We start from the raw sequence: 25,720 nt of genomic DNA on the forward strand, positions 1-25,720 counted from the left end.
TCTGCAATAACGAGAAATATTCATAAGCAAAGTCCAGCAGGTCAGAGGTTTATAGTTGTTTGCCGTACTGCTTGTGTTCGACGCTTACCAGCGATTCACCGTATGCGTTTCAATCCAGCTGAAATTGATGTCCTCCCCGAGTCCAGGCCGCGTGGGTAGATGCACAAAGCCCTTGTCATCCATCGGATCGACCAGGCTGTTGAGATAGGCGGGCGGTTGTTCGTATTCGAGGAAAGGGTGCAGCAGTCCGCGCTCATACCAGCGGCAGTTACGAATCGCACCCACCACCGCGATGCTGGCTGCACCGTTGCCATGGACTTCACAATCCATGCCGAAGGCTTCGGCCAGGCTGGCCACTTTCAGGGTGGCAGAGATGCCACCGACGCCGTTGGCCCCGGCCCGCAGGATGTCACAGGCTCCTGCACGCACCCAATCGGCACGGCTGTGGTGTTTGCCGCCGAGACTCTCCGGCCCAAGGACGTCAATGCTGAGGTTTTCCGCCAGCCAGGCATAGGAGGCCATGCTTTCCTCTTCCATCGGCTCTTCAAACCAGGCGAAGTTAAGCTTCTCCAGTGCTTTACCGATGGTGAGGGCCTCGCTGCGACTGTACCAGTGGTAGCCGTCCAGCATCAGGGCGATATCCGGACCTACCGCTTCGCGTACCGCGGCACAGGCTTTGATATCCATCGCGGTGCTGGGGGCAAATGAAACCGGCGGCATCCAGGTATGCAGTTTGATGGCTTGATAACCGCGTGCTACCAACTTCTCGGCAAACTGGGCGTACTCGTCCGGCGTTGAGAGGCCACCTTCAAGCTCATCGCCACACATGGTGCTGCCGTAAGCGGGGATTTTCTCGCGATAGCCGCCCAGCAGCTTATGCACCGGCTGTTTAAGTTTGCGGCCAATCAAATCCCACAGGGCTTGTTCCACGGCGGAGAGCGCTCGTTCGGTGAGCTGATGTGCGCTGCCGCGCTGCCAGTGCACCAGATCCTGCCACAGACGTTCACGATCAAAGGCGTTTTGCCCGATCAGCACCTTACGGAAGAAGGCGTTGACCACATGCGGCCGTATGACTTCTGCTGGCGCAAAGGCGTAACCACAGTCGCCGTCTTCGCTGGTCAGGGTGAGCAGCGCCATTTGTGCATCGGTTTCTGCACCGGGATGGGAGTGCCCGGCGCTGTCGGAAACACGGCGCGTTGGGTAGGTAAAAAGAGTGACATCAATGGCGCTGATCTTCACGGTATGGCCTCCAGAACGATTTCCATGCTCATGCTGAGCGTTATCTAAAAATTAAAACGGCGTTTCATTTCGTAATTTAGCCTTCACATTTTGTTTACGCATTAGCCAAAATGCGGGAAGAGCAGCCGATTAATTGGGCAGTTGCATGGCTTGCTGTGAGCATATTCACGGATGCGGGACGTTTTGTGAGCGATGGCACAGTGATGTGATGCGTTAACGGATGTAAAAAAATGTGTCTTAGGGGCTTTTCATTTCGTGTCTGCCAGGTAATAGTGACGCCGCGAAATTTTAATAATAATCATTATCATTTGTATGGGTAGATTCAATGAAAAAATGGCTGTTAGCGCTGGGGTTACTGGCTGTGGCGGATTCCGCTTCGGCAAAAATCATCACTGACATTGCAGGACGTCAGGTTGAAGTTAAAGAGGAATCGAAACGCATTATTTTGGGCGAAGGGCGCCAGATGTATCTGTTGGCGGCTTTCGATACTGCTGCACCGTTCCATCGCGTGGTGGGCTGGCGTGATGACTTCCATAAGGCCGACTATGACGGTTATATGGCCTATGAGAAAAAGTATCCGGAAATTAAAAAGCTGCCGACCTTCGGTGGCGCAAAAGACGGCACCTTTAACGTTGAGCAAGCCCTGACGTTAAAACCGGATCTGGTGCTGATGAATCTGGAATCCAAAGCGGCGACGGATGAAGGCAAGTTGATTGAGAAGTTGCAGGCGGTTGGCGTACCGGTGGTGTTTATCGACTTCCGTGAGAAACCGATGGAGCACGCCGAGAAGAGCATCCGCATCATGGGCGAACTGGTCAATAACCCGCAGCGTGCTGAAGAAATCGTGGCTTTCCGCCGTGCGCAGATCGAAAAGGTGACCGATCGCCTGAAAAACTTCGCGGGTCCGCGTCCGAAAGTGATGATTGACCGTGCGGGCGGGTATACCGACGAATGCTGCATGTCGTTTGGAAACGAGAACTTTGGTCAGATGGTGGAACTGTCTGGCGGCAGCAATATCGCTAAAGATCTGATTCCAGGGACGTTCGGTACTCTCAACCCAGAGCAAATCATTGCCAGCCGCCCGGATGTAGTGGTGGTGACGGGCGCAAACTGGAAGAACTACAACACCGTGGGTAAATGGGTGGGCGTGGGTCCTGGTGCTGATACACAAGAAGCCACGGCACGTCTGAAGTTGCTGATGATGCGCGATGCGTTTAAAACTTTGCCAGTAGCGCATAACGGTAATGCGCACGCCATCTGGCATCAGTTCTACGACAGCCCGTATCAGTTTGTCGCGATTCAGGCACTGGCCAAGTGGCTGCATCCGGACCTGTTCAAAGATCTCGATCCTGACGCCACCTTCCGCGAGTTCCATGAGAAGTTTCTGCCACTGCCTTATCAGCCAGGTTACTGGGTGACACTGCCGGCTGAGAAGTCATAATTTAGGCTATTTGCGGCAATAACGCTCATTACTCTTCATCTTTACTAATATTTTACAGGCGCCAGGCGGCGATTTCGGGGAAGCGAAATCGCCGCCATCGCCTGAATAATAAACGTAATAGGGAGAGTGAAATGTTATATACCTCGGGACGTTCAGCGTTTGCTGTAGGGCTTTACGCTCTGCTGGAGCCGCTGCCGCTGGGCTTTTTTGTCGCGGCCTGGCTGTTCGATATCATCTATCTGCAAACCTTCGTCATCATGTGGACCAAATCAGCCAGTTGGTTGATTGCGATGGGTCTGGTGCTGGCGATCCTGCCAAGATTAATCACTCTTGTTTACTTATTTCGCGGCCCTTATCCCAGTGAGAAGCTTCATTTCTGGCTGTCACTGCTGGCTATCCTCGTGGCTATCGCGAATGCTTTTATTCACAGTCGCGATGCTTACGCGGTGGTGCCACTTGGCGTCACACTCTCTACGGTGGTGGTGGCCTTACTGCTGGTCGCTAATATGCAGCTCGCGCTGCGCGGACGCAGCACGTCAGGAGGTCGCGAATGAAGAAGATTCTTGGTGCAGTGACTCTGACAATGGTTCTGAGCGCCTGTGACGATGGTGCGTTGATCGATCCGCAAAAGCAAATTGGCCCCAATCCTGAGCTGCCGCAAGCACAAAACTTCTTTATGCCGCCGATGCAGGTGCCAGAAGCCATACCGTGGAAAGCGGGTGAAATGCCGAAGGTCGCGCAGGGGCTGAAAATTGAAAAGATCGCCGACAATTTGCAGCATCCCCGCCAGGTGCTGGTCCTTCCTAATAATGATGTGCTGGTCGCCGAATCCAACGGTACGCCGAAGCCGACCACGGCACCTAAAGATCTCATCACCGGTATGGTGAAAAATGCCTCAGGTAAAGGCGGGGCTGGCGGAAACCGAATTACGCTTCTACGTAACGTGAACGGCAAATGGGAGCAACATCGTTTTATCGACAACCTCACCGCGCCGTTTGGCATGCAACTGGTGGGCAACACGCTGTATGTTGCCAATGCCGATAGTCTGGTGAAGTTCCCGTATGAGAGCGGCCAAACCGAGATTCGCACACCGCCCGTGGTGGTAACCGAGTTGCCCGGTGGGCCGATTAACCACCACTGGACTAAATCACTGGTCGCCAGTCCGGACGGGACTAAGCTTTATGTCGGCGTTGGTTCCAACAGTAACATTACGGAAAACGGCATTGGTGCAGAGTACCGCCGTGCTGCGGTATTAGAGGTCGATGCAGCCAGCGGAGCCAGTCGCATTTATGCCAGCGGTCTGCGCAATCCAACCGGTCTGCAATGGGAACCGCAAAGCGGCAAGCTGTGGGCGATTGTCAACGAGCGAGACGAAATCGGCTCAGACCTGGTGCCAGATTACATGACATCAGTGCAGGAGAAAGGCTTTTACGGCTGGCCTTACAGCTATTATGGCCAACATATCGATGTGCGAGCGCAGCCACAGCGTCCCGATTTAGTCGAGAAAGCCATCAAGCCGGACTACGCGCTCAGCTCGCATGTGGCACCGCTTGGCTTGCTGTTCTATGGCGCAGATAACATGCCGCAGTATCGCGGAGGGGCATTTATCAGTGAGCACGGCAGTTGGAATCGTACGCCGTTGAATGGGTACCAGGTGGTGTGGGTGAAATTCGAAAACGGAAAACCGGTTGGACAGCCGCAGCCAGTCGTCACGGGATTCCTGACCGATGACCAAAAACAGGTACGAGGTTTGCCGGTCGGCCTGGCTTCAGACCAGCGGGGCGGTGTGCTGATCGCGGATGATGCCGGTAATGCTATCTGGCGTGTCAGTTCGGCAAACTGATTATCGCAGGCAATAAAAAAGGATTTGGCTATCACGCCAAATCCTTTTTTTTATGTTCGCTAACTGGCTGGTAACCGCGCTGCGAACGGGGTGCTCAGCACTCCTCACAAAGCAAATCATAAAATGTGCGGGGAAATATTTCAAGTTTCGCTAAAATACTGTATGGTTATACAGGTGTTGAGTGGCGAGCGCAGTCTCATTGTTTTCTGATGACTCCCAGGGGCGCGGATAGTCAAATCCCGGCAGGTTTCAGGTGGTGCTGGCCTGTGGCTTCCACAATGAGTGGCGCTCAGCACTCCTCACAATTGTGCTCAGGCCATCGGCGGGTGGAGTCAAAGCCCTGACGGCTGAAAGGCGCGCTCCTGTCAGAGGAGAAGGAAAGTGATGGAACTTGTTCGGTTACTCCTGGACCTGGTCCGGGTGATCCTGCAAATCATCGTTGCCCTTTTGCAACTGACCGGTCAGGCACATTGACCGGAACTTGAAGCAAGGCGGAGCTCACCCCTCCGCCTTTTTTCGTTCTTTGCCCACAGTGATAATTTCGCAATATCAGTCGTTTCCTTCCGGTACTAAATTCTCTTTGCCAAACCGTGAAAATGTGATTATCAGCATAGCTAACTTATGTTATGAATTTAGCCTTAGAAAAATATAATCAGGTAAAGGTTTTATGTCGTCGCAAAAGTTATCCCGTAACGTTAAACGCATTCATTCATCAGCCATTCGCGATCTATTGAAACACAGCAAAATGGAAGGGGTGATTTCTCTCGGTGGCGGTATCCCGAATCCCGATCTGTTTGATACCGAAGGCCTGCAGATCGCGATGGATCGTGCGTTATCACAGGATGGCCACAACGCGTTTCAGTATGGCTTGAGTGAAGGGGATCCGCTGTTACGTGAAGCGATCTGCCGCATTTCAGCGGATCGTGGTATCGATTGCACACCGGACGACGTTGTGGTCACTTCCGGGTCACAGCAATCACTGGATATCCTTGCGCGCGCGCTGATTAACCCAGGCGACGTGGTGGTGGTGGAGCGTCCGACTTATCTCGCCGCGTTACAGGTCTTCCAGTTAGCTGATGCGCAATTTAAGTCTGTGGGCACCGATGGCGAAGGCATGATCGTTGACGAGCTGGCAGAACTGGTCAAACAGACGTCAATCAAAGCCGTGTATATCGTTCCGACCTTTGGCAACCCAAGCGGTGTGACCTTATCAGAAGCGCGCCGTCAGCAGCTGGTTGCACTGGCGAAACAGTATGATTTCCTGATTTTTGAAGACGATCCCTACAGCGAGATTAACTTCACCGACCAGACATTCCGCCCATTGAAATCCCATGCGCAAGCCATGGGTGCCAGTGAGAATGTCATTTATACCTCGACTTTCTCCAAAATTTTGGCACCGGGTGCGCGTGTTGGCTGGATTACCATGCCGGGTTGGTTGAAATCATCGGTGGTGAACCTGAAGCAGGCTACGGATCTGCACACCAGTGCCTTGTCACAATCCCTGACGCGTCATTATCTGGAAACCGGTCGCTTGCCGGAGCAGATTCGCTTAATTCGCGCGGCCTATAAGCAGAAGTGCGATGCACTGTGTGCAGCACTGGAGACGGAATTGGGGGATAAGCTGCACTTCTATCGCCCGCTGGGTGGCATGTTCCTGTGGGCAACATTCAAAGAAGCCTTCAACACCACCGAATGGCTGAAAACCACGCTGAGCAACGGCGTGGTGTATGTGCCGGGTGAATTCTTCTACTGTGATAATCCGGATACTTCTACACTGCGTATTTCGTATGCTTCGGTATCGGAAACCAATTTAGCTCTCGCAGCACAGCGTTTAAAAACTTCGTTACCGCAGTAATCACCTGAAAGCCCTTGGTGACAAGGGCTCATGCTAGCCGTTGGCGCTGTCCAGCGGCCAGGATTCAAACAGGTAACCATCAAAATAGATGTCATCGACGTCTGAAAATTCCAGCAAGCGCTGTTTTACATTCTCCAGATGCTGCCACATAGCCTGCTTGGCGGCGCGTGCATCTTTCTTAATCAGCGTGGCGAGGATCTTCTTGTGGTCGTCCAGCCACTGTTTGCGGTAATGAGTGTTGACCAGATGACGATGCAGCTGGCTCCACATCACATTGTCTTCACGCCACTGCCAGGACTGCTTAAACAGTTCGACCAACATGCTGTTGTGGGTGGCTTCGGCAATCGCTAAGTGGAAATTACGATCGCCGTTCTCGCTTTCGTTGACCGCGCCAGAAGCGAGTTCTTTCTCTTCCAGTTCCAGCGCCTGTCGCATCTTAATGATGTCTTCACGGGTTGCCTGCAGCGCGGCAAACTCAGCAATATTGCTCTCCAGAAGCTGACGTGCCTGCAGCATCTCAAACGGACCGGCATCATTGCAGGCCGCCTGCGCTGCTGCTCGCGGTGTAGGACTGTCATTTACAACATAAATGCCTGCACCCCGGCGCACCTCAATCAAGCCTTCCAGTTCCAGCATAATCAGAGCCTCACGCACCAGCGTACGCGTGACATCCAGCAGCGCAGCCAGTTCACGCTCAGGCGGCAACCGTTCGCCCACGGCATACTGCTTTTGCGTAATCATGTTACGCAACATTTCCCCCACTTCCTGATAAGGGCGCTGTGCTGATGCTTGTGTTTTCATGAGCTCTTTTCTGCTGATTAAGAAGTTTACGACCACTGACGCTGCCATCAATTGCGCCCTGCACTATAGCACAGGGCGCAATTTTCAACGTGGATTGAGGGCAAAGTAGCGCTGTGCGTTGTTAAAGCAAATATCTTGCAGCATGCTGCCAAGTACGGCTTCATCGTGCGGCACAATGCCATCCTGCACCCATTGACCGAGCAGGTTGCACAGAATACGGCGGAAGTATTCGTGACGTGTGTAAGAGAGGAAGCTGCGTGAATCGGTCAGCATCCCGACAAACTGGCTGAGCAAACCGATTTGAGACAGTTGCTCCAACTGGCGCAGCATGCCATCGCGCTGATCGTTGAACCACCAGCCGGAACCAAACTGCACTTTTCCGGCGATGCCCGCACCCTGGAAGTTACCTGCCATTGTCGCCAGCACTTCGTTGTCACGCGGATTGAGGCAGTACAGAATGGTCTTTGGCAGTTGATCATTAACATCCATCGCATTCAGCAGGCGCGAGAGCGGCAAAGCAATATTGTTATCGCCAATGGAGTCAAAACCGCTGTCGGCACCGAGCAAACGGAACAGGCGAGTGCTGTTATTGCGAATGGCACCGATGTGTAACTGCATCACCCAATCACGTCGTGCATACTCGGAACCCAGCCAGACCAGCACCGCGCTGCTAAACTGCGCGATTTCCAGATCGCTTAGCGTGTCGCCGTTGCGACGTTTCGCCAGAATGGCGTCCAACACGCTATCGTCGGGAACCGGCGCAAAGCGCAGCACTTCAATCCCGTGATCCGCTGCACGACAGCCATGGGCAGAGAAGTGATCTAAACGGCGCAACAGCGCGGTGCGCAACGCATCAAAGTCGGTGATCGCCACATCCGCTGATGCCTCCAGCCGTCCCAGGTATTCAACAAAGCCTTCAAGCTCAATCTTGAACACCTTATCCGGGCGCCAGCTTGGGGCGACATCAATATCAAAGCTGCTGTCTTCAGCAATCTGACGATGATATTGCAGCGAATCAACCGGATCATCGGTGGTGCCAACCATACGTACATTCATTTGACGCATAATGCCGCGTGCAGAAAATGCCGGGGTTGCCAGTTTCTCGGCGCATTCGTCCCATACGCGTTGTGCGGTGTCCGGCCCAAATAACGTCTTGGTGATGCCGAATGGGCGACGCAGCTCCAGATGCGTCCAATGGTAGAGCGGATTGCCCAGCGTTTTGGGCACGGTGTGGGCCCACGCGAGATATTTATCGTAATCGCTCGTAGATTTACCGGTGATCAGCGATTCATCCACGCCTGCAGCACGCAAGGCGCGCCATTTGTAATGGTCACCTTCCAGCCAAATCTGACCGAGGTTTGCGAACTGACGATCCTCGGCGATCTCCTGCGGGTTGAGATGACAGTGATAATCGTAGATCGGCATATCGGCGGCAAAGTCATGGTACAAACGACGCGCAACGTCGCTTTGCAGCAGGAAATCGTCATCCATAAAGTGCTTCATTTCGGCTCCTGATTCAGGGATGCAACGGCGGCGCGGGCACCATGCTGGCAAAGTTGCGCGTACACCTGTTGAAGATGGCTGACGAAGCCCGGATTGGCGGGCAAATCGTCTCCAAAAATGGTTCTCACGGCGAGCAGGGCGCGAATACGCGCGTCGCCTTCTGGCGTGTGCTGGTTGATGTCTTTTAGCGTGGCAATTAATGGGTCAACCACATCAAACGCTTCACCTCGTTCATTTTGTCCGAGTACGTAATGCATCCAGCCAGCAATGCCCAGTATCAAGTGGCGATAGTCACTGCCCTGCAGCAAGTGATAGCGAACGGAATCGAGCCAGCGCTGTGGCAGCTTCTGACTTCCATCCATCGCAATCTGTTGCGTTCGATGGCGCAGGGAAGGGTTGCTAAAACGCTCAATCAACTGGCTGGCATAGGCTTGCAGATCGATCCCCTCAGGCATCGACAGCGTAGGTGCCTGCTCCTGCATCATCAGTGCCAATGCCGCCTGGCGATAGGTCGGGAGTTGCATGGTGTCAGCGATGGTTTCACAGCCGCCCAAATACCCGAGGTAGGCAAGAAATGAGTGACTGCCGTTGAGCATACGCAGTTTCATCATTTCAAATGGCGCAACGTCGGTCACAAACTGCGCGCCAACGCGATCCCATTCTGGGCGACCGTTGACAAACTTATCTTCGATCACCCATTGGCGAAACGGCTCACAGGCCACGCCGCAGGGATCGTCTACGCCCAGTAGCGCACGAATTTCCTGTTGGGTTTCATCTGTCACCGCGGGAACGATGCGGTCAACCATGCTGCTGGGGAATGTCACGTTCTTATCAATCCAATGCGCCAGTGCCGCATCGCGCAACTGCGCCAGGCCTACCACAGCGGCGCGCGCCACATGGCCGTTATCGCGCAGGTTGTCGCAGGAGAGCACCGTAAACGGCCCAACACCGCGTTCACGACGAACACGTAATGCTTCGACGATGAAACCAATGGCAGATTTCGGCGTCGTGGGGTGCGCAATATCATGTTTTATCAACGTATTGTCAGCATCCAACTCACCGTTGGCACCTTGAGTGCAATAGCCTTTTTCCGTCACCGTCAATGAAACGATAGCGGTTTCCGGACGAGCCAGCGCGTCGATAATGCCGTCGTGTCCATCCAGTGCAGGGTGCAAGGCTTCTTTGATGGCCGCAACGAGGTGAACGTCGTTTTGCTTGGCACCTTTTTCCGTCACGCTGTAGAGCAGGTCTTGCTGGCGCAGTTGTTCGACCAACAGTTTGCCGCTCGCCGACATCAGGTTGACCTCACAAATGCCCCAGTCAGTGTCGCTGATTTCAAGCAGATGATGCAGATACAACGCCTGATGCGCGCGATGAAAGGCGCCACAGCCGATATGCACAATACGCGGCACCAGCCGCTGATGATTCCAGGCGGGGCGGGTGACGTTTAGCTCGCCATTGGCAAGGTTGTGTTCCATGTAAACTCCATTCGACCCGATGCGCATAAATGCGCACCCTACATCGGACCGATGCATGTTAGGGAGAGGCCCCATATGGCCTACCGGTGGATTTTGGGGGGATGTCCCCTACAGCCTACCGATGGATTATAGGGTCGCCATTTATGGCGACCACAACGGCGCTAAGCTTTCAGAAATAAGCGCGATGGATCGCCAGCTCCACACCGCGAATTTCCGCCAACCCTTTCAGACGACCAATGGCGGAATAGCCGGGGTTGGTTTTCTTTCTTAAATCGTCGAGCATCTGGTGACCATGATCAGGGCGCATCGGAATCAAATCCTCCTGACCGGCCGCTTTACGGCGATGTTCTTCTTCAGCAATCGCTTTGATCACGGCGAACATGTCGACATCGCCGCCCAAATGCGCCGCCTCGTGGAAGGTGTTTGGATTCTCTTCGCGTTTGGTTGACCGCAAGTGCGCGAAGTAGATACGCGGACCAAAACGCTTCACCATGCCGGCGAGATCGTTTTCAGCTAAGACGCCATAAGAACCGGTGCACATGGTGAACCCATTCGCCGGACTGGGTACGGTATCGATCATCCACTGCAAGTCTTCTGCATGGGAGACAATACGCGGTAAACCAAGAATCGGACGAGGTGGATCATCCGGGTGAACAGCCATACGAATGCCGGCTTCTTCTGCTACCGGAATAATGGCGCGCAGGAAGGTGGCGAAGTTTTCACGCAACTCAGCTTTGCCGATACCGTCATAACGGGCTAATTGCGCACGGAACTGGTCCAGCGTGTAACCTTCTTCGGCGCCCGGTAAACCCGCGATGATATTGCGCGTCAGACGGGTTTTATGCGCTTCGCTCATGGTGGCGAAACGATCCGCTGCCTGCGCTATTTCAGTGGCGCTGTAATCCTTCTCCGCACCGGGACGCTGCAAAATGTGCAGTTCAAACACGGCAAATTCGATCTGATCGAAACGCAGCGCTTTCGCGCCATCGGGTAACAGATATTCAAGGTCCGTACGCGTCCAGTCGAGAATCGGCATGAAGTTGTAGCAGACTGTTTTGATACCGCATTGCGCCAGATTTCGCAGAGACTGCTGATAATGGCTGATCCACTTATGACACTCACCGCTACCGGTTTTGATCTCTTCGTGAATCGGCACGCTTTCCACCACTGACCACACCAGACCAGCGGCTTCCACGATGGCTTTACGCTGCATAATTTCGTCCACCGACCACACTTCGCCGTTAGGGATGTGGTGCAGGGCGGTGACGATGCCGGTCGCGCCAGCCTGGCGTGCATCGGCAAGAGAAACGGGATCATTTGGGCCATACCAGCGCCAGGTCTGCTTCATGTTGTTACCTCTTCTCGGCCCTGAGATGAAACTCAAGACGATTCTTATATTGGTTGACCTATTTATCGGTTAGCGCACTGTTTTTGACATGGATTGCGCTTTCAGGCCCTAAAATTCGACTCTTTGACAGCGGATGTCAACCTAGTTAGCCATTTTGGTTAACCAGATCACAAATGCGGCATCTTACTGGCGACCAGATTCAGCATCTGTGGTTCACTCCTGGCGGATGGTTAGAGATGACTCACTGAAGTCGCTCCTCAACAACAAGCAGCAATTCCTGTGCGGCAGCCAGCGATATTTCCGGTTTATCGATGCCCGCGCAAAGATCACAGGATTTGTAAGCTCATGATGTTAATAAAGATTGGAGAACCAGATGAACCGCAGTTTGAATCCAGGGATCGCTGCCGCTGGCAGCAAACGCACCTTCCGCAATTTGCGCTGGTGGGTATTGGTGTTGTTCTTAGCGGGCGTTACCGTCAACTACATCACGCGTAACTCATTGGGCATTCTGGCACCTGAGCTGAAAACCAGCCTGGGCATCACCACTGAACAATATTCATGGATCGTCGGTGCGTTTCAGCTGGCGTATACCTTCTTTCAACCGATTTGCGGCTGGCTGATTGATGTCATCGGCCTCAAAGTCGGCTTCCTGATTTGTGCTTCGGTCTGGGCGGTTGCCTGTCTGTTCCATGCCGGGGCAGCGAGCTGGGTGCATCTTGCTATTCTGCGCTTTGTCATGGGTGGCGCGGAAGCTGCGGCAACACCAGCCAACGCCAAAGTGTTAGGCGAATGGTTCCCGAAAAAAGAGCGTCCGGTTGCAGCGGGTTGGGCCGGCGTGGGCTTCTCAATTGGTGCGATGCTGGCACCGCCCATCATCTACTTCGCGCACGCCTCTTTCGGCTGGCAGGGCGCTTTCCTGTTCACCGGTTGCCTGGCGCTGGCGTGGGTGGTGCTCTGGTGGTTGCTGTATCGCGATCCTGAAATTCATCCCAATCTGTCTACATCGGAACTCGAATTCATTCGTCAGGATAATGAACCTCCCGCCGTCAAACTCCCTTTCTTCAAGGCACTGAAAAGCGTTTCAAAAAATAAACGTTTTTACGGTATCGCCATTCCCGCTTTTATGGCTGAACCGGCGTGGGGCGTACTGAGTTTTTGGGTGCCGCTCTATCTGGCGAAAGATCTCGGGATGGATCTCAAGCAGATCGCCATGTTTGCCTGGATGCCGTTCCTCGCTGCGGACCTCGGCAGTGTGGCCAGTGGCTATCTGACGCGTCTCTACACCCGTCTGTTTGGTTTTAGACTGGTCAACTCCGTGGTCGCCAGCTCGGTCACCGGCTCTTTCCTGATGCTCTCCCTCGCGCTGGTGGCGATGACTAAAGATCCCTACGTCGCAATTGCGCTGATCTCGATTGGCGGTTTCGGTCACCAGATCATCTCCTGCATGCTCAGCGCGCTGGTAGTGGAGAAATTCGATAAGGGCCAGATGGCCACCGTCAACGGTATGCGCGGTTCCTTCGCGTGGATCTCCAGCTTCCTGTTCTCACTGGTGATCGGCGTCACCGCCGACAAGATTGGCTTTAACCCGCTGTTTGTCGCCATGGGCTTCTTCGACCTGATTGGCGCGGTCTTCCTGATTGCATTTATTGCTGAACGTCGCGCGCAGCGCGCCTGAATAAAGTAGGTAACAATGAAAACCTTAAAGAATTGGTCACTCACACATTCTGATCAACACCATGTTGCATTAACCGTCGATGGAAAATACACGCTGAACCTGTATGTGCTGGAATCTGGCATGTTCCGTGTCTCGATTAAACGCCAAAGCGGCTATGCGCTGGACCGCACCTGGAGCATTGCGCCAGACAGCGATGTGCCGTGGGAAGGGCGTCCGCGTGACAGTCTGGCAGGCTTTACCCTGCCAGGATTCACGCTGGAAGAAGAGGGCGATACGCTGGTGGTCTCCACCGATGTGCTGCGCGTGATTGTCCATCAGCCGTTGGCGCTGGAGTGGCAACATCGTGATAGCGCTGGCGCCTGGCAACTGCTGACCTGCGACCGCCCAACCAGTGCCTACCTGATTAACGCGCACGGCGATGGCGTGGCGCACTACCAGCGTCGTATGAATGACGATGCCTATTACGGCTTGGGCGAGAAAGCCGGTGACCTGCAGCGCAATGGCAAGCGTTATGAAATGCGTAACCTTGATGCGATGGGTTATAACGCCTCTTCAACCGATCCGCTGTACAAACATGTACCCTTTACCATTACGCGCCGCAGCGAAGTGAGCTTTGGCCTTTACTACGATAACCTCAGCAGCAGCTGGTTCGATCTCGGTAATGAGTTAGATAACTACCATCAGCCTTATCGCCGCTGGCAGGCTGAAAGTGGCGATATTGATTACTATCTGTTTGTTGGCAGCAAAGTGCTGGATGTCACCAAAGCCTTTGTGCGTCTGACCGGTAAAACGCTGTTTGGCCCGAAATGGAGCCTGGGTTACAGCGGCTCCACCATGCACTACACCGATGCACCGGACGCGCAGAATCAGCTGATGAAATTCATCCGGTTGTGCGAACAGCACGACATTCCATGCGACTCCTTCCAGCTGTCATCGGGTTACACCTCGATTAATAACAAACGTTATGTGTTCAACTGGAACTACGACAAGGTGCCGCAACCGGAAGTGATGAGCCAGGCGTTTCACGATGCCGGTTTGCGCTTGGCAGCCAACATCAAGCCTTGCTTATTGCAGGACCATCCGCGCTACGAAGAAGTTGCGGCGCAAGGTTTGTTTATCCGTGATTCGGAACAGGATGCGCCAGAGCGCTCGGTGTTCTGGGACGATGAAGGTTCACATCTCGATTTTACCCATCCGCAGGCGGTGGCCTGGTGGCAGGAAAATGTCACCAAACAACTGCTGGAGAAGGGCATTGACTCTACCTGGAACGACAACAACGAATATGAAGTGTGGGATGGTGAAGCGCGCTGCCACGGTTTCGGCACACCCATTGCCATCAAGCATATTCGCCCGGTGATGCCATTACTGATGATGCGTGCGTCAATGGAAGCGCAGCAGCGTTTTGCCCCAGAGAAGCGTCCTTTCCTGATCTCGCGTTCTGGCTGCGCCGGCATGCAACGCTATGTGCAAACCTGGAGTGGTGATAACCGTACTAATTGGACGTCACTGCGTTACAACATCCGCATGGGCCTGGGGATGAGCTTGTCGGGACTGTACAACGTGGGTCATGACGTGGGCGGGTTCTCGGGTGATAAGCCGGATGCAGAATTGTTCGTGCGTTGGGTGCAAAACGGCGTGATGCATCCGCGTTTCACCATTCACTCGTGGAATGACGATCACACGGTGAATGAACCCTGGATGTATCCGACAGTCACGCCAGCGATTCGTGCTGCAATTGAGTTGCGTTATCGCCTGCTGCCCTACCTCTATACCTTGCTGTGGCAAGCGCATGCTGATGATGAGCCGATGCTGCGCCCAACCTTCCTCGATCATGAGCAGGATAAACAGACCTTCGCTGAGTGCGATGAGTTTATGCTGGGTCGCGATCTGTTGGTGGCCAGCGTGGTGGAAGCAGGACAGCGTGAACGCCGTTTGTGGCTGCCAGATAACCAAACTGGCTGGTATGACTTCGCAACGCAGCAGTGGTATAGCGGCGGTCAGTGGATCACCTTGCCAGCACCACTGGAAACCCAGCCGATGTTGGTGCGAGCTGGCGCTGCATTGCCGCTCAGTCAGCGTTTGCGTCATGTGGATGCGCAAGCGGATGACCGTCGCACGCTGCAACTTTATCCATTACAGGGTAAAGGCGAGAGCAAAGGTCTGGTATTTGAAGATGACGGTGAGTCCTGGGGTTATCAGCAGGGCAACGCCTTGTGGTTAAGCTGGGAAATGCGCAGCGATGCCGAAGCGATTCACCTGAGTTTCCAACGTAAAGGCGATTACCAGCCTGCCTGGAAAACGCTGCAGATCGCCTTGCCAGCCGGAGAACGGCGCCAGCTTTATATTGATGGCGTAGCGGTTGAAAAAGCGGATGCGCAAAAGGTGCTGGCGGACATCGCGGGTCACTAATCGTCAGCCTTAAGGAGGAGTGTGCAGCAATGCGTACTCCTCAAACTCACGGCGTCCGGCCTTGGCAGTGCGCCCTGGGAATAACACGCAATAACTTCATCAGTTCATTATTCATGAACGACGCCTCAAACTTAACTTTTAATTAATCTATCAACCCTTTCGCCCGCGCCAGCAAAAACGCGGTCACGGAGGTGGCATCGGTGACTTTCCCTGCCAACACCAGTTGCAGAAACTCGCTGATCTTCATTTTTCGCGCGGTCAGCCCAACTTCTTCCGCATCCAGGCTTTGTCCCTGATAGCGCAACTCGCTGGCAAGGTAGATGTGGTATCCCTGCGCTGAATATCCCTGTGCCAGTTTTTGATAGCCAACATACTGCCAGCGATCGGCAATTAACCCGGTCTCTTCTTGCAACTCGCCAGCGGCCAGCGCTTCGGGTGTGGCGCCAGGGTCGAGTTCCCAACTGCCCTGGGGAAGCTCAATGGTGCGTTCACTGATAGGATAACGGTACTGCTCCACCACGAAAATACTGTCCTGCTCTACCGGAAGAATCACCACAAAATCGTTCTTTTCAATCACTGAGTAGATGCCTTCACTGCCATCCGCCCGTTGAATTTTATCTTCTTTAAGCGTCATCCAGCGATTGTGATAGATTTCTGTCGATGCGAGGGTGTGAATTTCAGGTTTCAAGATGGGCCTCCATGAAGTGAATCATTGAATCAATGATTTAAGCCTATAACGGCGGCGCGAGAACAGGGTATTTATCTGTTTTTGTCCATTACTTGTTTCAGCGCATTAAGAAATACCGTCACGCGTGCGGGTAATTGTCGCGTGGTAGGGAACAGCGCCCAAACACCGAGCATCTGTGGTTGGGCATCGAGTAAATCGATGGCAACCAGTGTGCCTGCAGATAGTTCTTCCCTTATATCCCACTCGGATAACTGCGCAATGCCACTGCCGGCCACACAGAGTGTACGCACACCCTCTACGTTACTGCCACTGAAACGCCCCTCCACGCTCAAGCTGGAAATATGTCCATCAATGATAAAGCTCCACTGCACCACACCGGAAAGTCGCAGGCAGTTATGCCTGTGAAGATCATTCAATGTCTGAGGCGTACCAAAGCGTTGCAGATAATCGGGTGAGGCGCACAGCATACGCGGGTTGTCAGCAAGACGATGAGCAACCAGACGGGAGTCACGCAGCGGTGCAATACGAATGGCGACATCGTAGCCCAATCCCACCAGATCGGTCACATCATCACTGAACTGAAATTCAATGCGCAGTTCGGGGTTCGCCTCCATTAAAGCAGGTAACAAAGGGATGATGGTGCGACGGCCAAATCCTGAAGGTGCCGTAATACGCAGTTGTCCGGTCGCACCTTGCTGGTGTGGGGAAAACAGGTTGCGTGCGCTCTGCTCGGTTTCCGCCAGTGATTTAGCGTAAGGCAGAAACTCTTCCCCTTCTACCGTTAGCGCGATAGCGCGGGTGGTGCGGTGCAGCAACCTCACGCCGAGATCTTCCTCCAGCGAGGCCAGCCGCCGTGACACCGTCATCGGCGTGGTATTTAGCCGACGTGCCGCCTGCGTCAGGCTACGGGTTTGCGACACCATCAGGAAAACCTCAATATCTTTGGAGTTCATTTTAACGATTTCCGTTATACAGACGTATCATCTTTGGCCATTTTTGCGCTTAATGCGACACACTATACTGCGCTCTGACGATAATCAGGAAAGAACAAGGCAAAATGGCCGATAAACACTTATTTCAGAGCGGCACGTTAAATCGCCTCGCATTGAAGAATCGCATCATGGTTGCGCCCATGACACGCATCTCTGCCACGGTGGATGGCGTGCCAGGCAACCGTATGAAGCACTATTACACCCGTTTCGCTCGCGGCGGTTTTGGCACCATCATTACGGAAGGATTGTATATCGATGAAGCCTGGTCGCAGACTTACGCGTTCCAGGCTGGTTTGGTCAATAGCCGACAGGTCGCGGGCTGGCGGGCCATTACGGATGCTGTGCATCAGCATGGCGGCAAAATCATCGCACAACTGATGCATGCAGGCGCGATTTCCCAGGGCAATATTTACCGACGCGATACCCTTGCTCCCTCAGCCGTGCAACCGCGCGGAGAACAGCTGGGCTTTTACCATGGTCATGGCGACTATGCGTTGCCGACAGAAATGAGCGAGGAGCAGATTCAGCAGGCAATTGACAGTTTTGCCGAGACTGCCGCGCGCGCGATTGGTGTAGCCGGATTTGATGGCATTGAAATTCATGGTGCGAATGGCTATCTGCTCGATCAATTCTTCACGGATTACACCAATCAGCGTCACGATCGCTGGGGCGGCGATATCACAGCACGCTTGTCGCTGACCCTTGCGGTGATCCGAGCGGTACGCCAGCGCATTGGCCAGGATGTCACCTTAGGTGTGCGTATTTCACAGGGCAAAGTGAATGATTTCCACCATAAGTGGCGGGAAGGGGAAGCGGGCGCAAAGCAGGTGTTCCGTCTGTTAGCGGATTCGGGCATTGATTACCTGCACCTCACCGAATATGACGCGCTACAACCCGCGTTTACTGACAATGCACGCTCGCTGGTGCAGCTTGCTCGCGAGGTGGCACCCAGTCTGACCATTGTGGCAAATGGTTCGCTGTCAGACTGCCATCGAGCCTCACAGGCACTGGAACAGGGGGCTGATTTTGTGGCGCTGGGTAAAAGCGCGCTGGCCAATCCTGACTGGCCGATGCGTATCCGTGATACAGCGCCATTGCGTGAGTTCGATAAAAATCTATTAGCTCCTTCAGCAGATGTGAAGGATTGCGAGTTGGTGTAATTATTTAACCGCGCTAAAAGAGGGTGATAAGCACGGGTGTAATGCACACCCCGTGCTTGCCATTACTGTTTGAACGCCCAACCCAATTTGCCATCTTCAGAAATCAGCTTGTCCAGTTTCTTCTCGTTCACCTTTTTCATTGCGCCGAGCTTTTCAGCGGTCAGCGCACCGCTATCGCTTTGCGCAATTACCGTGTCTTTGGGAATATCCGTGATTTTTTCGGCAATAGCACTCACTGCTTTGCCATAGCCTTTGCGATCGTGCAGATCGAATGATTTCAGCGGCAGTTCAGTCTCCAGCCATTTACCCCAATAGAATTCAAGGAACGGCGGGGGATTGTCCTCTTTCTCGAAGCCGATATCGCGCACGAAATAGACCAGCGAACGATATTCGTCATCCTGCATATATTTACGGCCGAGTTCTTTCGGCAGGTCATGCGGGGTGATTTTGCCTTTGGGCGTATCCAGCCAGACCAGATGCGCGGCCTCCATTTGCTGCCAGAAAGCACTCATGGTTTTCAGATTGCGGAAATCATTGGTGATGCGCACCTGCACGCGTGTTTTCAAGCCACCAATGTCAGCAAAGTTACTGAAAGTGTGGTGACCATCCGTGAGGTAGAGTGCATTATCCGGGGCGATGACGGCGGTTTTCATCGGTCCTGGCTGCGCACCCACCGGGGCTTTACAGGTGAAGCTGTCTGGATCTGAGATGCGTGATTTGCTGTTGAACTTGTCTACGCCTTTCTGTCCCATGCTTTCACAAAAATCATCGAACAGCTTTTTGGAATCGGCCTGGTAACGGTGCAGTTTGTAATCCAACTGGCGGTACCCAATCGCGGCTTGCGTGGGATGCAATTGTGATAACTGCACCTGCACGATATCACCCGCTTTGATATCAGCGGGCAGTGCCGCTGACGCCTGACCAGAAGACCACAATAGTGCTAACAGTGACCACGGTGTTCTCATTCCCTTTCCTTAAATGGCCGATAACGAAGCCGCTACGATAGCATTTCTGTCATCTTGCCGCTTTAGTGTTGTGCTTCGCCGTTGACCTGATACATCCCGTTATCCAGACCTCTGACCACATTGGAGCTTGCTATGGCTATTGCCGCTGTCCAACCGGCTAAACTGCAACACACCGTCATCGATCCTGGCGTGCGTATGCGCGAAACCCACATTGGTCAGCAATGTGAGATTCTCGCCGAAAGTTATCTTGAATATAGCGAGTTGGGTGATTTCTCTTACCTGGGCGAGCACTGTTGTGTCGCTGATGCGCAGATTGGACGTTTCACCGCGATTGCCAATCAGGTGCGTATTGGGGCACCGAATCATCCGATGGATCGCGCTTCCCAGCATCGTTTTACCTACTGCCCGGAATATTATGACCCTCAGGCACAGCGTGATGCGGGTTTTTTTGCCAACCGTCGAGAGGACCGCGTCATCATCGGCAACGATGTGTGGATCGGTCATGGCGTGATTGTATTGCCGGGCGTGACCGTCGGCGATGGTGCGGTATTGGCTGCTGGCGCGGTGGTCACTAAAGACGTGGCACCTTACACCATTGTTGGCGGCGTGCCTGCGAAACCCATTCGTGGCCGTTTCACGCCGGACATCGCGGCTCAGTTGCAGGCGATTGCGTGGTGGAATTGGCCGCTGGAGAAGCTGATGGCACATCTGGCGGACTTCCAGTCGCCAGACATTGCTGCGTTCTGTCAGCGGCACGCGGTATAGAAACTACATCGCCTGCTGTGCTGCTACTGCCGGTGCATCGGACTGCAGGCGTTTCTCGGGTTGCAACAGCGTCATCGCCAGCATACTGCCAAAAGCTATGCAGGCGGTGACGGTGAACATCGCGTTGTAACCGTAATATTCCGCTAACCAACCGCACAACATTGGAGAGATGATCGAGGCGAGATTGGCAATCGCCAGCGTCATGCCGCTATAAGCACCTACTGAGGCTTTCGGCGTCACATCAATCACTACAGACCAATACACGTTATTCACCAGCGCATTGAGCGCGTTACCCAGCGTCATCAGTGCGATGATACCTGTCGCTGAACTCATCCATGGAATCGCCATAAAACAACAGGCGGTCGCGCAGAGCGTGATGGCCGCAAAGACGTTCCTTGCGAGGCGAAGATTGTTAAAGCGTGCCAGCAGTCGATCGGCAATACGCCCGCCGAGCAGGACAGTGAAGCAGGCACCGCTCCACGGAATCATTGCCACGTACCACAAAGAATGCAGATCGTAGTGGAAGTTATCCTGCAGATATTTAGGCAACCAGGTCACCAGGGTGAAGGTGATATAGAGGAAGCTGAAATAACCGAGCGCGTTGCACACCAGGGTACGGCTGGTGAAGAAGCGCCACCATGGCAGCGCGCCGTCATGTTGGTTTTCACGCTTTTGTCCATTGATAATCAGCTGCCGTTCAGCCACGTTGGCGCGCGGGTGCAACAGCGGCGTGTCAGTAAAGTTACGCGCAAACAACAGCATGGCCAGCAGAGAGAAAGCACCCAGCAGAATAAACATCATCCGCCAGTCGTTGGTTAACAGCAGCAGTCCTACGGCAATCGGGGCCGTTAACAGCGAACCGACCTGAGTGCTCAGCAAACCGATGCTCAAGGCAAAACCGCGTTCATTATCTGGCGCCCAGTGAGCAATGGTTTTGTTCATCAGCGCATAGGCTGGACCTTCGGAAAAACCAAACAGGATTCGTAACGCGGCAAACCCCATAATGGCTGAACCACCAAATATGGCCATGCCGACTTCTCCGGCCCATGCAGTAGCCATTTCCAGCAACGACCACAGGATGCCCGCCATCAGCCACACCTTTTTAGTACCAAGTCGGTCGGCAAGAAAACCACCACACAGCGAGCCAAACAGATAACCGAAACCGAAATAACTCAGCACCGCGCCCAGTTGGACTTTGCTGAAATGAAACTCTTGGGAGATGGCGTTAGCAGCAAAAGAGAGCGCGCCGCGATCAACGTAGTTAATCAGCGCGATCAAAAACAGCAGTGAAAAAATTGTGTAGCGAGTAGAGGATGCTTGCATAGCGCGACTCCTGAAAAAGAACACAGAAATCATTAAGCAAAGCTGATGCCAAAATGGTAAGGCTGCTAACAACTAGTGAGAGTCTGCAAGGAAAGCCCCAAATGTAATAAGGGTGATCAACAGGTTGCTCATGGTTAGACACTTTGCACCAGCATGATCACATAAGCGTTCTTTTATAGTGCGGGGAGTCATCAATTTTTCATTTTTAAATGAATGCAATATTGGTCACCGCGCACTCTCTCAAGTAAACTCAAAAGTGACTATTTTTGAGATTGCTTGAGATGAGATTACGCCGTCCCCCTAAACAACTGCTTGATACCCAGACCCACGCTGAGACAGTGGAGCTGCTAAGCCGCTATGCTGAGTGGGATATGCGTTATCTGCATTTCGACGAGCTTAGCCGTCGTATCCGGGATGCTGATGAACGATTGGCCGCGTGGAGCGCGTTAAAATTTAAACGACAGAGTAGTGCTCAGCACTTCGTGATTGCGTCACAGGAAGTGAGTTGCAACTTTACCGCCAAAATTAACGCGGCCATCTCCCTGGTGGATCGCATGACCTTTGCGCGCAACGGTGAGCCGACTGATGAAGACGCGGCTTCCTACCTGATGTCCCAATTGATCATGGAAGAGGCGATTTCTTCCAGCCAGCTTGAAGGGGCCGCAACCACCTCGCGGGTGGCCATGGAATTACTGGAGGTAGGAAGGGAGCCCCGCAACGAAGATGAGAGCATGATCATGGGGAATTGGCGGCTGATGCAGCATATTGCCGCAATGGGCGAGGGGCCGCTGACCCGCGCCGATATCCTGCATATGCATCACATCGCCTGTTCCGGCATCAATGACGAAAAATATCGGCCCGGGGAAGTGCGCAGCAACAATGACGTATTTGTCGCCGGGCGAGATGGCGAAATCATTCATCAACCGCCCGATTATGCCGCACTGAATGGCATGCTGGATGCGTTATGCGCTGAAGTTGAGTTTCTTGAACAGCAGGGTACACACCCGTTGCTGGTCGCGTGTATTCTGCATTTTGCCATTGGTTACATTCATCCCTTCAATGATGGCAATGGACGTACGGCTCGTGGCTTGTTCTATCATCATTTGATCCGTCGTGGCTATCACGCCTTTCGCTATATTTCGATCAGTAAACTCCTCAAGGCTGCCGCCGTTAAATACGGAATGTCTTACCTCTACAGCGAAACGGACGAGCTTGATCTTACCTATTTTGTCCAATTCCAATGTGAAGTCGTCATGCGCGCCGTGCACGCTTTCACAGAGCAAATTACCACGCTGCATCAGGAACGGGCGCGCCTGGTGCATTGGGTCGAAGAGAATATGTCGTTGGCGAAAGGTGAGCTGGATATCATGGCGATTGCGCTGCATGCGCCGGGTTCGCTGTTGAGCGCCGCAGGGGTGAAGGCAAGACTCGGTATCGCAGATAATACCGCGCGCAGTCGGTTAAAAAACCTGGCCGATCAAGGCTTATTGAGACCGATCAAAGAGGGTAAGGGCACGGTGTATCAAGCGCCGGTCTCCTTATGGAAACTCAAAGAGTGGCTAAAAAAACGTTGAGATATCGCAAGTAATCGCAAAAAGCATAATTTTTGCGATTGCTTGCGATCATCAGCGAACGTATCAATGAAAGCGATTAGCCGGCTTAGCAAGGCCTAAACGTTCGCGCAGTGTGCCCGCAGCATAATCCTGATGAAACACCCCTGCATCTTGCAAGCGCGGTACCACCTGGCTGAGGAACAGATCTTCATTTTCATCAATATAGGTGGGAAGAATGACAAATCCATCACAAGCCTGATGTTGATACCAATCGATCATCTGTTGCGCGATATGATCCGCCGTGCCAGTGGGTGAAGGGAACGACAGGCTCTCCGCATAACGTTTCGCCATCTCGCCGAGCGTCAGATTTTGCTCGATCGCGTTGGCAATGACATATTGAAAACGGCCTTTACTGCCGGTGATCTGTTCACGCAAATCGGGCACCGGTCCATCTACCGGATACTGTGACAGGTCGATGTTCATGCTGGCAGAGACAAAACTAAGGCCGGATTCCACGGTGATCAGTGATTTGAGATATTCAGCACGATCGCTGGCATCCCGTTCGCTGTGGCCAACAATGGGCACTAAACCCGGCATGACACGGAGTTGATCGGGTTGGCGATGGTAGTGTTGCGCACGTTCTTTGAGGGTTTGATAAAATTGCTGCGCGCGTTCCCGGTTAGGTTGCACTACAAACAGCATCTCTGCGTGTTGGGCGGCCAAATCGATAAAAGCTTCAGAAACACCGGCCTGAATCACCACCGGATGCCCTTGCGGCGGACGGGGCAGGTTTAGGGGACCCTGCACCTCAAACGATTCACCCTGGTGGTCGAAGCGATGAAAACGCGCCGGGTCGGCAAAGCGTGCGCGGCTTTTATCTACCACCAACGCATCCTCTTCAAAGCTGTCCCAGAGGGTTTTCATCACGTCGATGAACTCTGCTGCTCGGCGATAGCGATCCTCATGGCTGAAGTGCTGGCTGCGGCCGAAATTACGTGCTTCGGCATGAGTAAGTGAGGTCACCACGTTCCATGCCGCGCGCCCATTGCTGATGTGATCGATGTTGGCCAACTGCCGCGCGGTGGTATAGGGTTCGGAATAGGAGGAGGAGACCGTACCGCCTAAGCCAATACGATCGGTGACCGCCGCCAGTGCGGCCAGTAAGGTGAGCGGCTCAGACCAACCTACCTGACGATGCTGCACGGTATGTGCCAGATGTCCGCCATACACATCATCAATCGCTAACTTATCCGCCACAAAAATCATATCGAGTTTTGCCGCTTCAGCGCGTTGGGCAATTTTACGGTACAGCGGCCAGTTACGGCCGCCGGTCGTGGCGGCCTGCGGATGACGCCAGCCCCCCTGATGAATGCCTGAGTCGAGGTACAACGCCAGATTCATCATGGTTTAGACGCTCCCTGTTTTTCAAAGAATGATGCATCAACCAGGCTGCTTGCTTGCAGGCCGGGTTTGATTAATCCGCTGCGCGCGAAGGTATCTATGGCGGCCTGCTGGCGCTGTGCCACCAGCGCATAGTCTTCAACCGGGGCATTGTTTTCACGCTGAACTTTACTCAGGGTGACGTTATCAGGCAGGCGCAACAACGATGCGATGCCATTGGCATACTCCTGCGGGTGAGCCACGCCCCATGCGCGAGCGCGTATCAGGCGTTGCCGAAAATCACTCAGCTCCGTGCGTTTACTGCTGATCGCACTATCGGTGGCCACCAGATAGTTGGAGACGGGCGCCTCCTTACCGTCGATAGCGATGCGATCACCTGACTGAGCTACCGCAAAGGAGACATAGGGTTCCCATGTCGCCACGGCATCCACTGCGCCGTTATCCAGTGCTAATGTCGCTTCAGCAGGCGTGGTGAAAACAAAGTTAACGCTGTCATCAGGTAATCCGGCCTGGTGAAGTGCGTTGAGCACCATGTTTTGGCCTGATGAGCCTTTCACCGTGGCCACTTTTTTACCTCTGAGGTCGGCAATGTTACGAACAGCGCTGTCCTTTTTGACCAGCAATCCGTTGCCCAGATATTGCGAGGCCTGAATGGCGCGAATTTTAGCGCCTGCCGCTACCGCAAAAGCCAGTGGACCATCACCGACTAATCCCGCATCCAGATGCTGAGAATTGAGTGATTCAAGCAAGGGAGCGGCGTTAGGAAATTCGTACCATTTGATCTCATAAGGCAGATTGTTGAGTTCACCGGCGGCGGACATCACCGCTCGGGCGTTGCCTTTTTGATCGCCCACCACGAGTTCGGTTTTGGCAGCAAAAGCGTTGAAGGTGATGGCCAGCAATGCGCTGGCGATAAGCGTAACTTTCATCGTGTTTCCCTGAGAAAAAAGAAAACAGCGTAAGTTTTCCGCTACAGCAGGCGTAGTAACAAATCCGCGCAACGTTATGCAGTGAGCGCAAAAGCCGCAACGGGTAAAATATCTCGCATGGGGCGTTATCAAAAAATGCGATTTATCCTCACTAATGATTAATTCTCACGACGAAAAATAAAACGTGATTTCAGTCACACATTGAACTCGGCGGGATTCATCAGTCTTTAGCCCGGCTACATTCATAAGCGGAGCTAACGACACACTCAGCAACGGGTTTTTACTGTTCGATAACGTACGTTAAAATTCTGTTGAGTTTATGTGGGTTTATTTTGGGTGGTAATTGATGAAA

20 protein-coding genes are annotated in these 25,720 nt (G+C 53.4%); 9 read left to right on the forward strand and 11 right to left on the reverse strand.

Features of this window, described 5'->3' with window-relative positions; all coding sequences use genetic code 11:
* Positions 1-84: 84 nt before the first annotated feature.
* Positions 85-1,239, reverse strand: coding sequence for a mandelate racemase family protein (locus IAE30_RS08425; protein WP_200679181.1), 1,155 nt, complete (start codon positions 1,237-1,239; stop codon positions 85-87).
* Positions 1,240-1,564: 325 nt separating this feature from the next.
* On the opposite strand from IAE30_RS08425, the gene IAE30_RS08430 reads away from it, so the two are divergent.
* The 4 genes from IAE30_RS08430 (at position 1,565) to IAE30_RS08445 (ending at position 6,378) form a co-directional block, all read left to right on the forward strand.
* A complete protein-coding gene (locus IAE30_RS08430) occupies positions 1,565-2,680 on the forward strand; it encodes an ABC transporter substrate-binding protein (RefSeq protein WP_045832036.1) in 1,116 nt (371 codons plus the stop codon).
* A gap of 131 nt (positions 2,681-2,811) precedes the next feature.
* Positions 2,812-3,234 (forward strand): DUF2231 domain-containing protein, encoded by a 423-nt coding sequence (locus IAE30_RS08435; RefSeq protein WP_200679183.1) that lies wholly within the window; start codon positions 2,812-2,814, stop codon positions 3,232-3,234.
* Positions 3,231-4,523: a sorbosone dehydrogenase family protein gene (locus IAE30_RS08440; RefSeq protein WP_038647098.1), complete on the forward strand. Its 1,293-nt coding sequence runs from the start codon at positions 3,231-3,233 to the stop codon at positions 4,521-4,523. The genes IAE30_RS08435 and IAE30_RS08440 overlap by 4 nt, the downstream gene beginning before the upstream one ends.
* Positions 4,524-5,190: 667 nt before the next feature.
* Positions 5,191-6,378 carry a PLP-dependent aminotransferase family protein gene (locus IAE30_RS08445; protein WP_200538558.1) on the forward strand — a complete coding sequence of 396 codons (1,188 nt, stop codon included), beginning with the start codon at positions 5,191-5,193 and terminating at the stop codon, positions 6,376-6,378.
* 33 nt (positions 6,379-6,411) lie between these two features.
* Here the strand turns inward: IAE30_RS08445 and uxuR are convergent, their stop codons facing one another.
* The 4 genes from uxuR to uxuA form a co-directional block, all read right to left on the reverse strand.
* Positions 6,412-7,179 (reverse strand): Uxu operon transcriptional regulator, encoded by a 768-nt coding sequence (uxuR, locus tag IAE30_RS08450; RefSeq protein ID WP_038647095.1) that lies wholly within the window; start codon positions 7,177-7,179, stop codon positions 6,412-6,414.
* Between the two features lie 84 nt (positions 7,180-7,263).
* On the reverse strand, positions 7,264-8,682 hold the full coding sequence (gene uxaC / locus IAE30_RS08455; protein WP_200679192.1) for a glucuronate isomerase: 1,419 nt from the start codon (positions 8,680-8,682) through the stop codon (positions 7,264-7,266).
* A complete protein-coding gene (locus IAE30_RS08460) occupies positions 8,679-10,160 on the reverse strand; it encodes a fructuronate reductase (protein ID WP_038647091.1) in 1,482 nt (493 codons plus the stop codon). The genes uxaC and IAE30_RS08460 overlap by 4 nt, the downstream gene beginning before the upstream one ends.
* A gap of 169 nt (positions 10,161-10,329) precedes the next feature.
* Positions 10,330-11,508: a mannonate dehydratase gene (uxuA, locus tag IAE30_RS08465; protein ID WP_200538556.1), complete on the reverse strand. Its 1,179-nt coding sequence runs from the start codon at positions 11,506-11,508 to the stop codon at positions 10,330-10,332.
* Between the two features lie 373 nt (positions 11,509-11,881).
* Between uxuA and IAE30_RS08470 the strand changes: the two genes are divergently transcribed.
* Positions 11,882-13,183, forward strand: coding sequence for an MFS transporter (locus IAE30_RS08470; protein WP_200679194.1), 1,302 nt, complete (start codon positions 11,882-11,884; stop codon positions 13,181-13,183).
* A 15-nt stretch (positions 13,184-13,198) separates the two neighbouring features.
* Entirely contained in the window at positions 13,199-15,592 is a 2,394-nt protein-coding gene (locus tag IAE30_RS08475; protein WP_200679196.1) for a TIM-barrel domain-containing protein, read from the forward strand.
* 142 nt (positions 15,593-15,734) lie between these two features.
* Here IAE30_RS08475 and IAE30_RS08480 read toward each other — a convergent pair whose 3' ends face one another.
* A complete protein-coding gene (locus IAE30_RS08480) occupies positions 15,735-16,280 on the reverse strand; it encodes an NUDIX hydrolase (RefSeq protein ID WP_200679198.1) in 546 nt (181 codons plus the stop codon).
* A gap of 71 nt (positions 16,281-16,351) precedes the next feature.
* Positions 16,352-17,233, reverse strand: a complete 882-nt coding sequence (locus IAE30_RS08485) for a LysR family transcriptional regulator (RefSeq protein ID WP_200538554.1) — start codon at positions 17,231-17,233, stop codon at positions 16,352-16,354.
* Positions 17,234-17,337: 104 nt separating this feature from the next.
* Here IAE30_RS08485 and IAE30_RS08490 point away from each other — a divergent pair, with 104 nt between their 5' ends.
* Entirely contained in the window at positions 17,338-18,432 is a 1,095-nt protein-coding gene (locus IAE30_RS08490) for a tRNA-dihydrouridine synthase (RefSeq protein WP_200538553.1), read from the forward strand.
* A 62-nt stretch (positions 18,433-18,494) separates the two neighbouring features.
* On the opposite strand, the gene IAE30_RS08495 is transcribed toward IAE30_RS08490, so the two are convergent.
* Entirely contained in the window at positions 18,495-19,397 is a 903-nt protein-coding gene (locus IAE30_RS08495; RefSeq protein ID WP_200679200.1) for a ParB/Srx family N-terminal domain-containing protein, read from the reverse strand.
* Positions 19,398-19,529: 132 nt separating this feature from the next.
* Between IAE30_RS08495 and IAE30_RS08500 the strand changes: the two genes are divergently transcribed.
* Positions 19,530-20,162 carry a DapH/DapD/GlmU-related protein gene (locus tag IAE30_RS08500; protein WP_200538552.1) on the forward strand — a complete coding sequence of 211 codons (633 nt, stop codon included), beginning with the start codon at positions 19,530-19,532 and terminating at the stop codon, positions 20,160-20,162.
* Between the two features lie 3 nt (positions 20,163-20,165).
* Here the strand turns inward: IAE30_RS08500 and IAE30_RS08505 are convergent, their stop codons facing one another.
* Positions 20,166-21,485 carry an MFS transporter gene (locus tag IAE30_RS08505; RefSeq protein ID WP_200679202.1) on the reverse strand — a complete coding sequence of 440 codons (1,320 nt, stop codon included), beginning with the start codon at positions 21,483-21,485 and terminating at the stop codon, positions 20,166-20,168.
* Between the two features lie 281 nt (positions 21,486-21,766).
* On the opposite strand from IAE30_RS08505, the gene IAE30_RS08510 reads away from it, so the two are divergent.
* A complete protein-coding gene (locus IAE30_RS08510; protein ID WP_200679204.1) occupies positions 21,767-23,059 on the forward strand; it encodes a Fic family protein in 1,293 nt (430 codons plus the stop codon).
* A 63-nt stretch (positions 23,060-23,122) separates the two neighbouring features.
* Here IAE30_RS08510 and IAE30_RS08515 read toward each other — a convergent pair whose 3' ends face one another.
* Positions 23,123-24,442, reverse strand: coding sequence for an NtaA/DmoA family FMN-dependent monooxygenase (locus IAE30_RS08515; RefSeq protein ID WP_200679212.1), 1,320 nt, complete (start codon positions 24,440-24,442; stop codon positions 23,123-23,125).
* Entirely contained in the window at positions 24,439-25,368 is a 930-nt protein-coding gene (locus IAE30_RS08520; RefSeq protein ID WP_200679214.1) for an aliphatic sulfonate ABC transporter substrate-binding protein, read from the reverse strand. The genes IAE30_RS08515 and IAE30_RS08520 overlap by 4 nt, the downstream gene beginning before the upstream one ends.
* Positions 25,369-25,720 lie beyond the last annotated feature (352 nt).

This window comes from Pantoea sp. S61, assembly GCF_016625145.1.
Lineage (GTDB): Bacteria > Pseudomonadota > Gammaproteobacteria > Enterobacterales > Enterobacteriaceae > Pantoea > Pantoea rwandensis_B.

Bases quoted from the DNA above. Each gene is read 5' to 3' on its own strand.
- IAE30_RS08430 (WP_045832036.1), top strand. From the start codon at position 1,565: ATGAAAAAATGGCTGTTAGCGCTGGGGTTACTGGCTGTGGCGGATTCC.
- IAE30_RS08435 (WP_200679183.1), top strand. From the start codon at position 2,812: ATGTTATATACCTCGGGACGTTCAGCGTTTGCTGTAGGGCTTTACGCT.
- IAE30_RS08440 (WP_038647098.1), top strand. From the start codon at position 3,231: ATGAAGAAGATTCTTGGTGCAGTGACTCTGACAATGGTTCTGAGCGCC.
- IAE30_RS08445 (WP_200538558.1), top strand. From the start codon at position 5,191: ATGTCGTCGCAAAAGTTATCCCGTAACGTTAAACGCATTCATTCATCA.
- uxuR (WP_038647095.1), bottom strand. From the start codon at position 7,179: ATGAAAACACAAGCATCAGCACAGCGCCCTTATCAGGAAGTGGGGGAA.
- uxaC (WP_200679192.1), bottom strand. From the start codon at position 8,682: ATGAAGCACTTTATGGATGACGATTTCCTGCTGCAAAGCGACGTTGCG.
- IAE30_RS08460 (WP_038647091.1), bottom strand. From the start codon at position 10,160: ATGGAACACAACCTTGCCAATGGCGAGCTAAACGTCACCCGCCCCGCC.
- uxuA (WP_200538556.1), bottom strand. From the start codon at position 11,508: ATGAAGCAGACCTGGCGCTGGTATGGCCCAAATGATCCCGTTTCTCTT.
- IAE30_RS08470 (WP_200679194.1), top strand. From the start codon at position 11,882: ATGAACCGCAGTTTGAATCCAGGGATCGCTGCCGCTGGCAGCAAACGC.
- IAE30_RS08475 (WP_200679196.1), top strand. From the start codon at position 13,199: ATGAAAACCTTAAAGAATTGGTCACTCACACATTCTGATCAACACCAT.
- IAE30_RS08485 (WP_200538554.1), bottom strand. From the start codon at position 17,233: ATGAACTCCAAAGATATTGAGGTTTTCCTGATGGTGTCGCAAACCCGT.
- IAE30_RS08490 (WP_200538553.1), top strand. From the start codon at position 17,338: ATGGCCGATAAACACTTATTTCAGAGCGGCACGTTAAATCGCCTCGCA.
- IAE30_RS08495 (WP_200679200.1), bottom strand. From the start codon at position 19,397: ATGAGAACACCGTGGTCACTGTTAGCACTATTGTGGTCTTCTGGTCAG.
- IAE30_RS08500 (WP_200538552.1), top strand. From the start codon at position 19,530: ATGGCTATTGCCGCTGTCCAACCGGCTAAACTGCAACACACCGTCATC.
- IAE30_RS08505 (WP_200679202.1), bottom strand. From the start codon at position 21,485: ATGCAAGCATCCTCTACTCGCTACACAATTTTTTCACTGCTGTTTTTG.
- IAE30_RS08510 (WP_200679204.1), top strand. From the start codon at position 21,767: ATGAGATTACGCCGTCCCCCTAAACAACTGCTTGATACCCAGACCCAC.
- IAE30_RS08515 (WP_200679212.1), bottom strand. From the start codon at position 24,442: ATGATGAATCTGGCGTTGTACCTCGACTCAGGCATTCATCAGGGGGGC.
- IAE30_RS08520 (WP_200679214.1), bottom strand. From the start codon at position 25,368: ATGAAAGTTACGCTTATCGCCAGCGCATTGCTGGCCATCACCTTCAAC.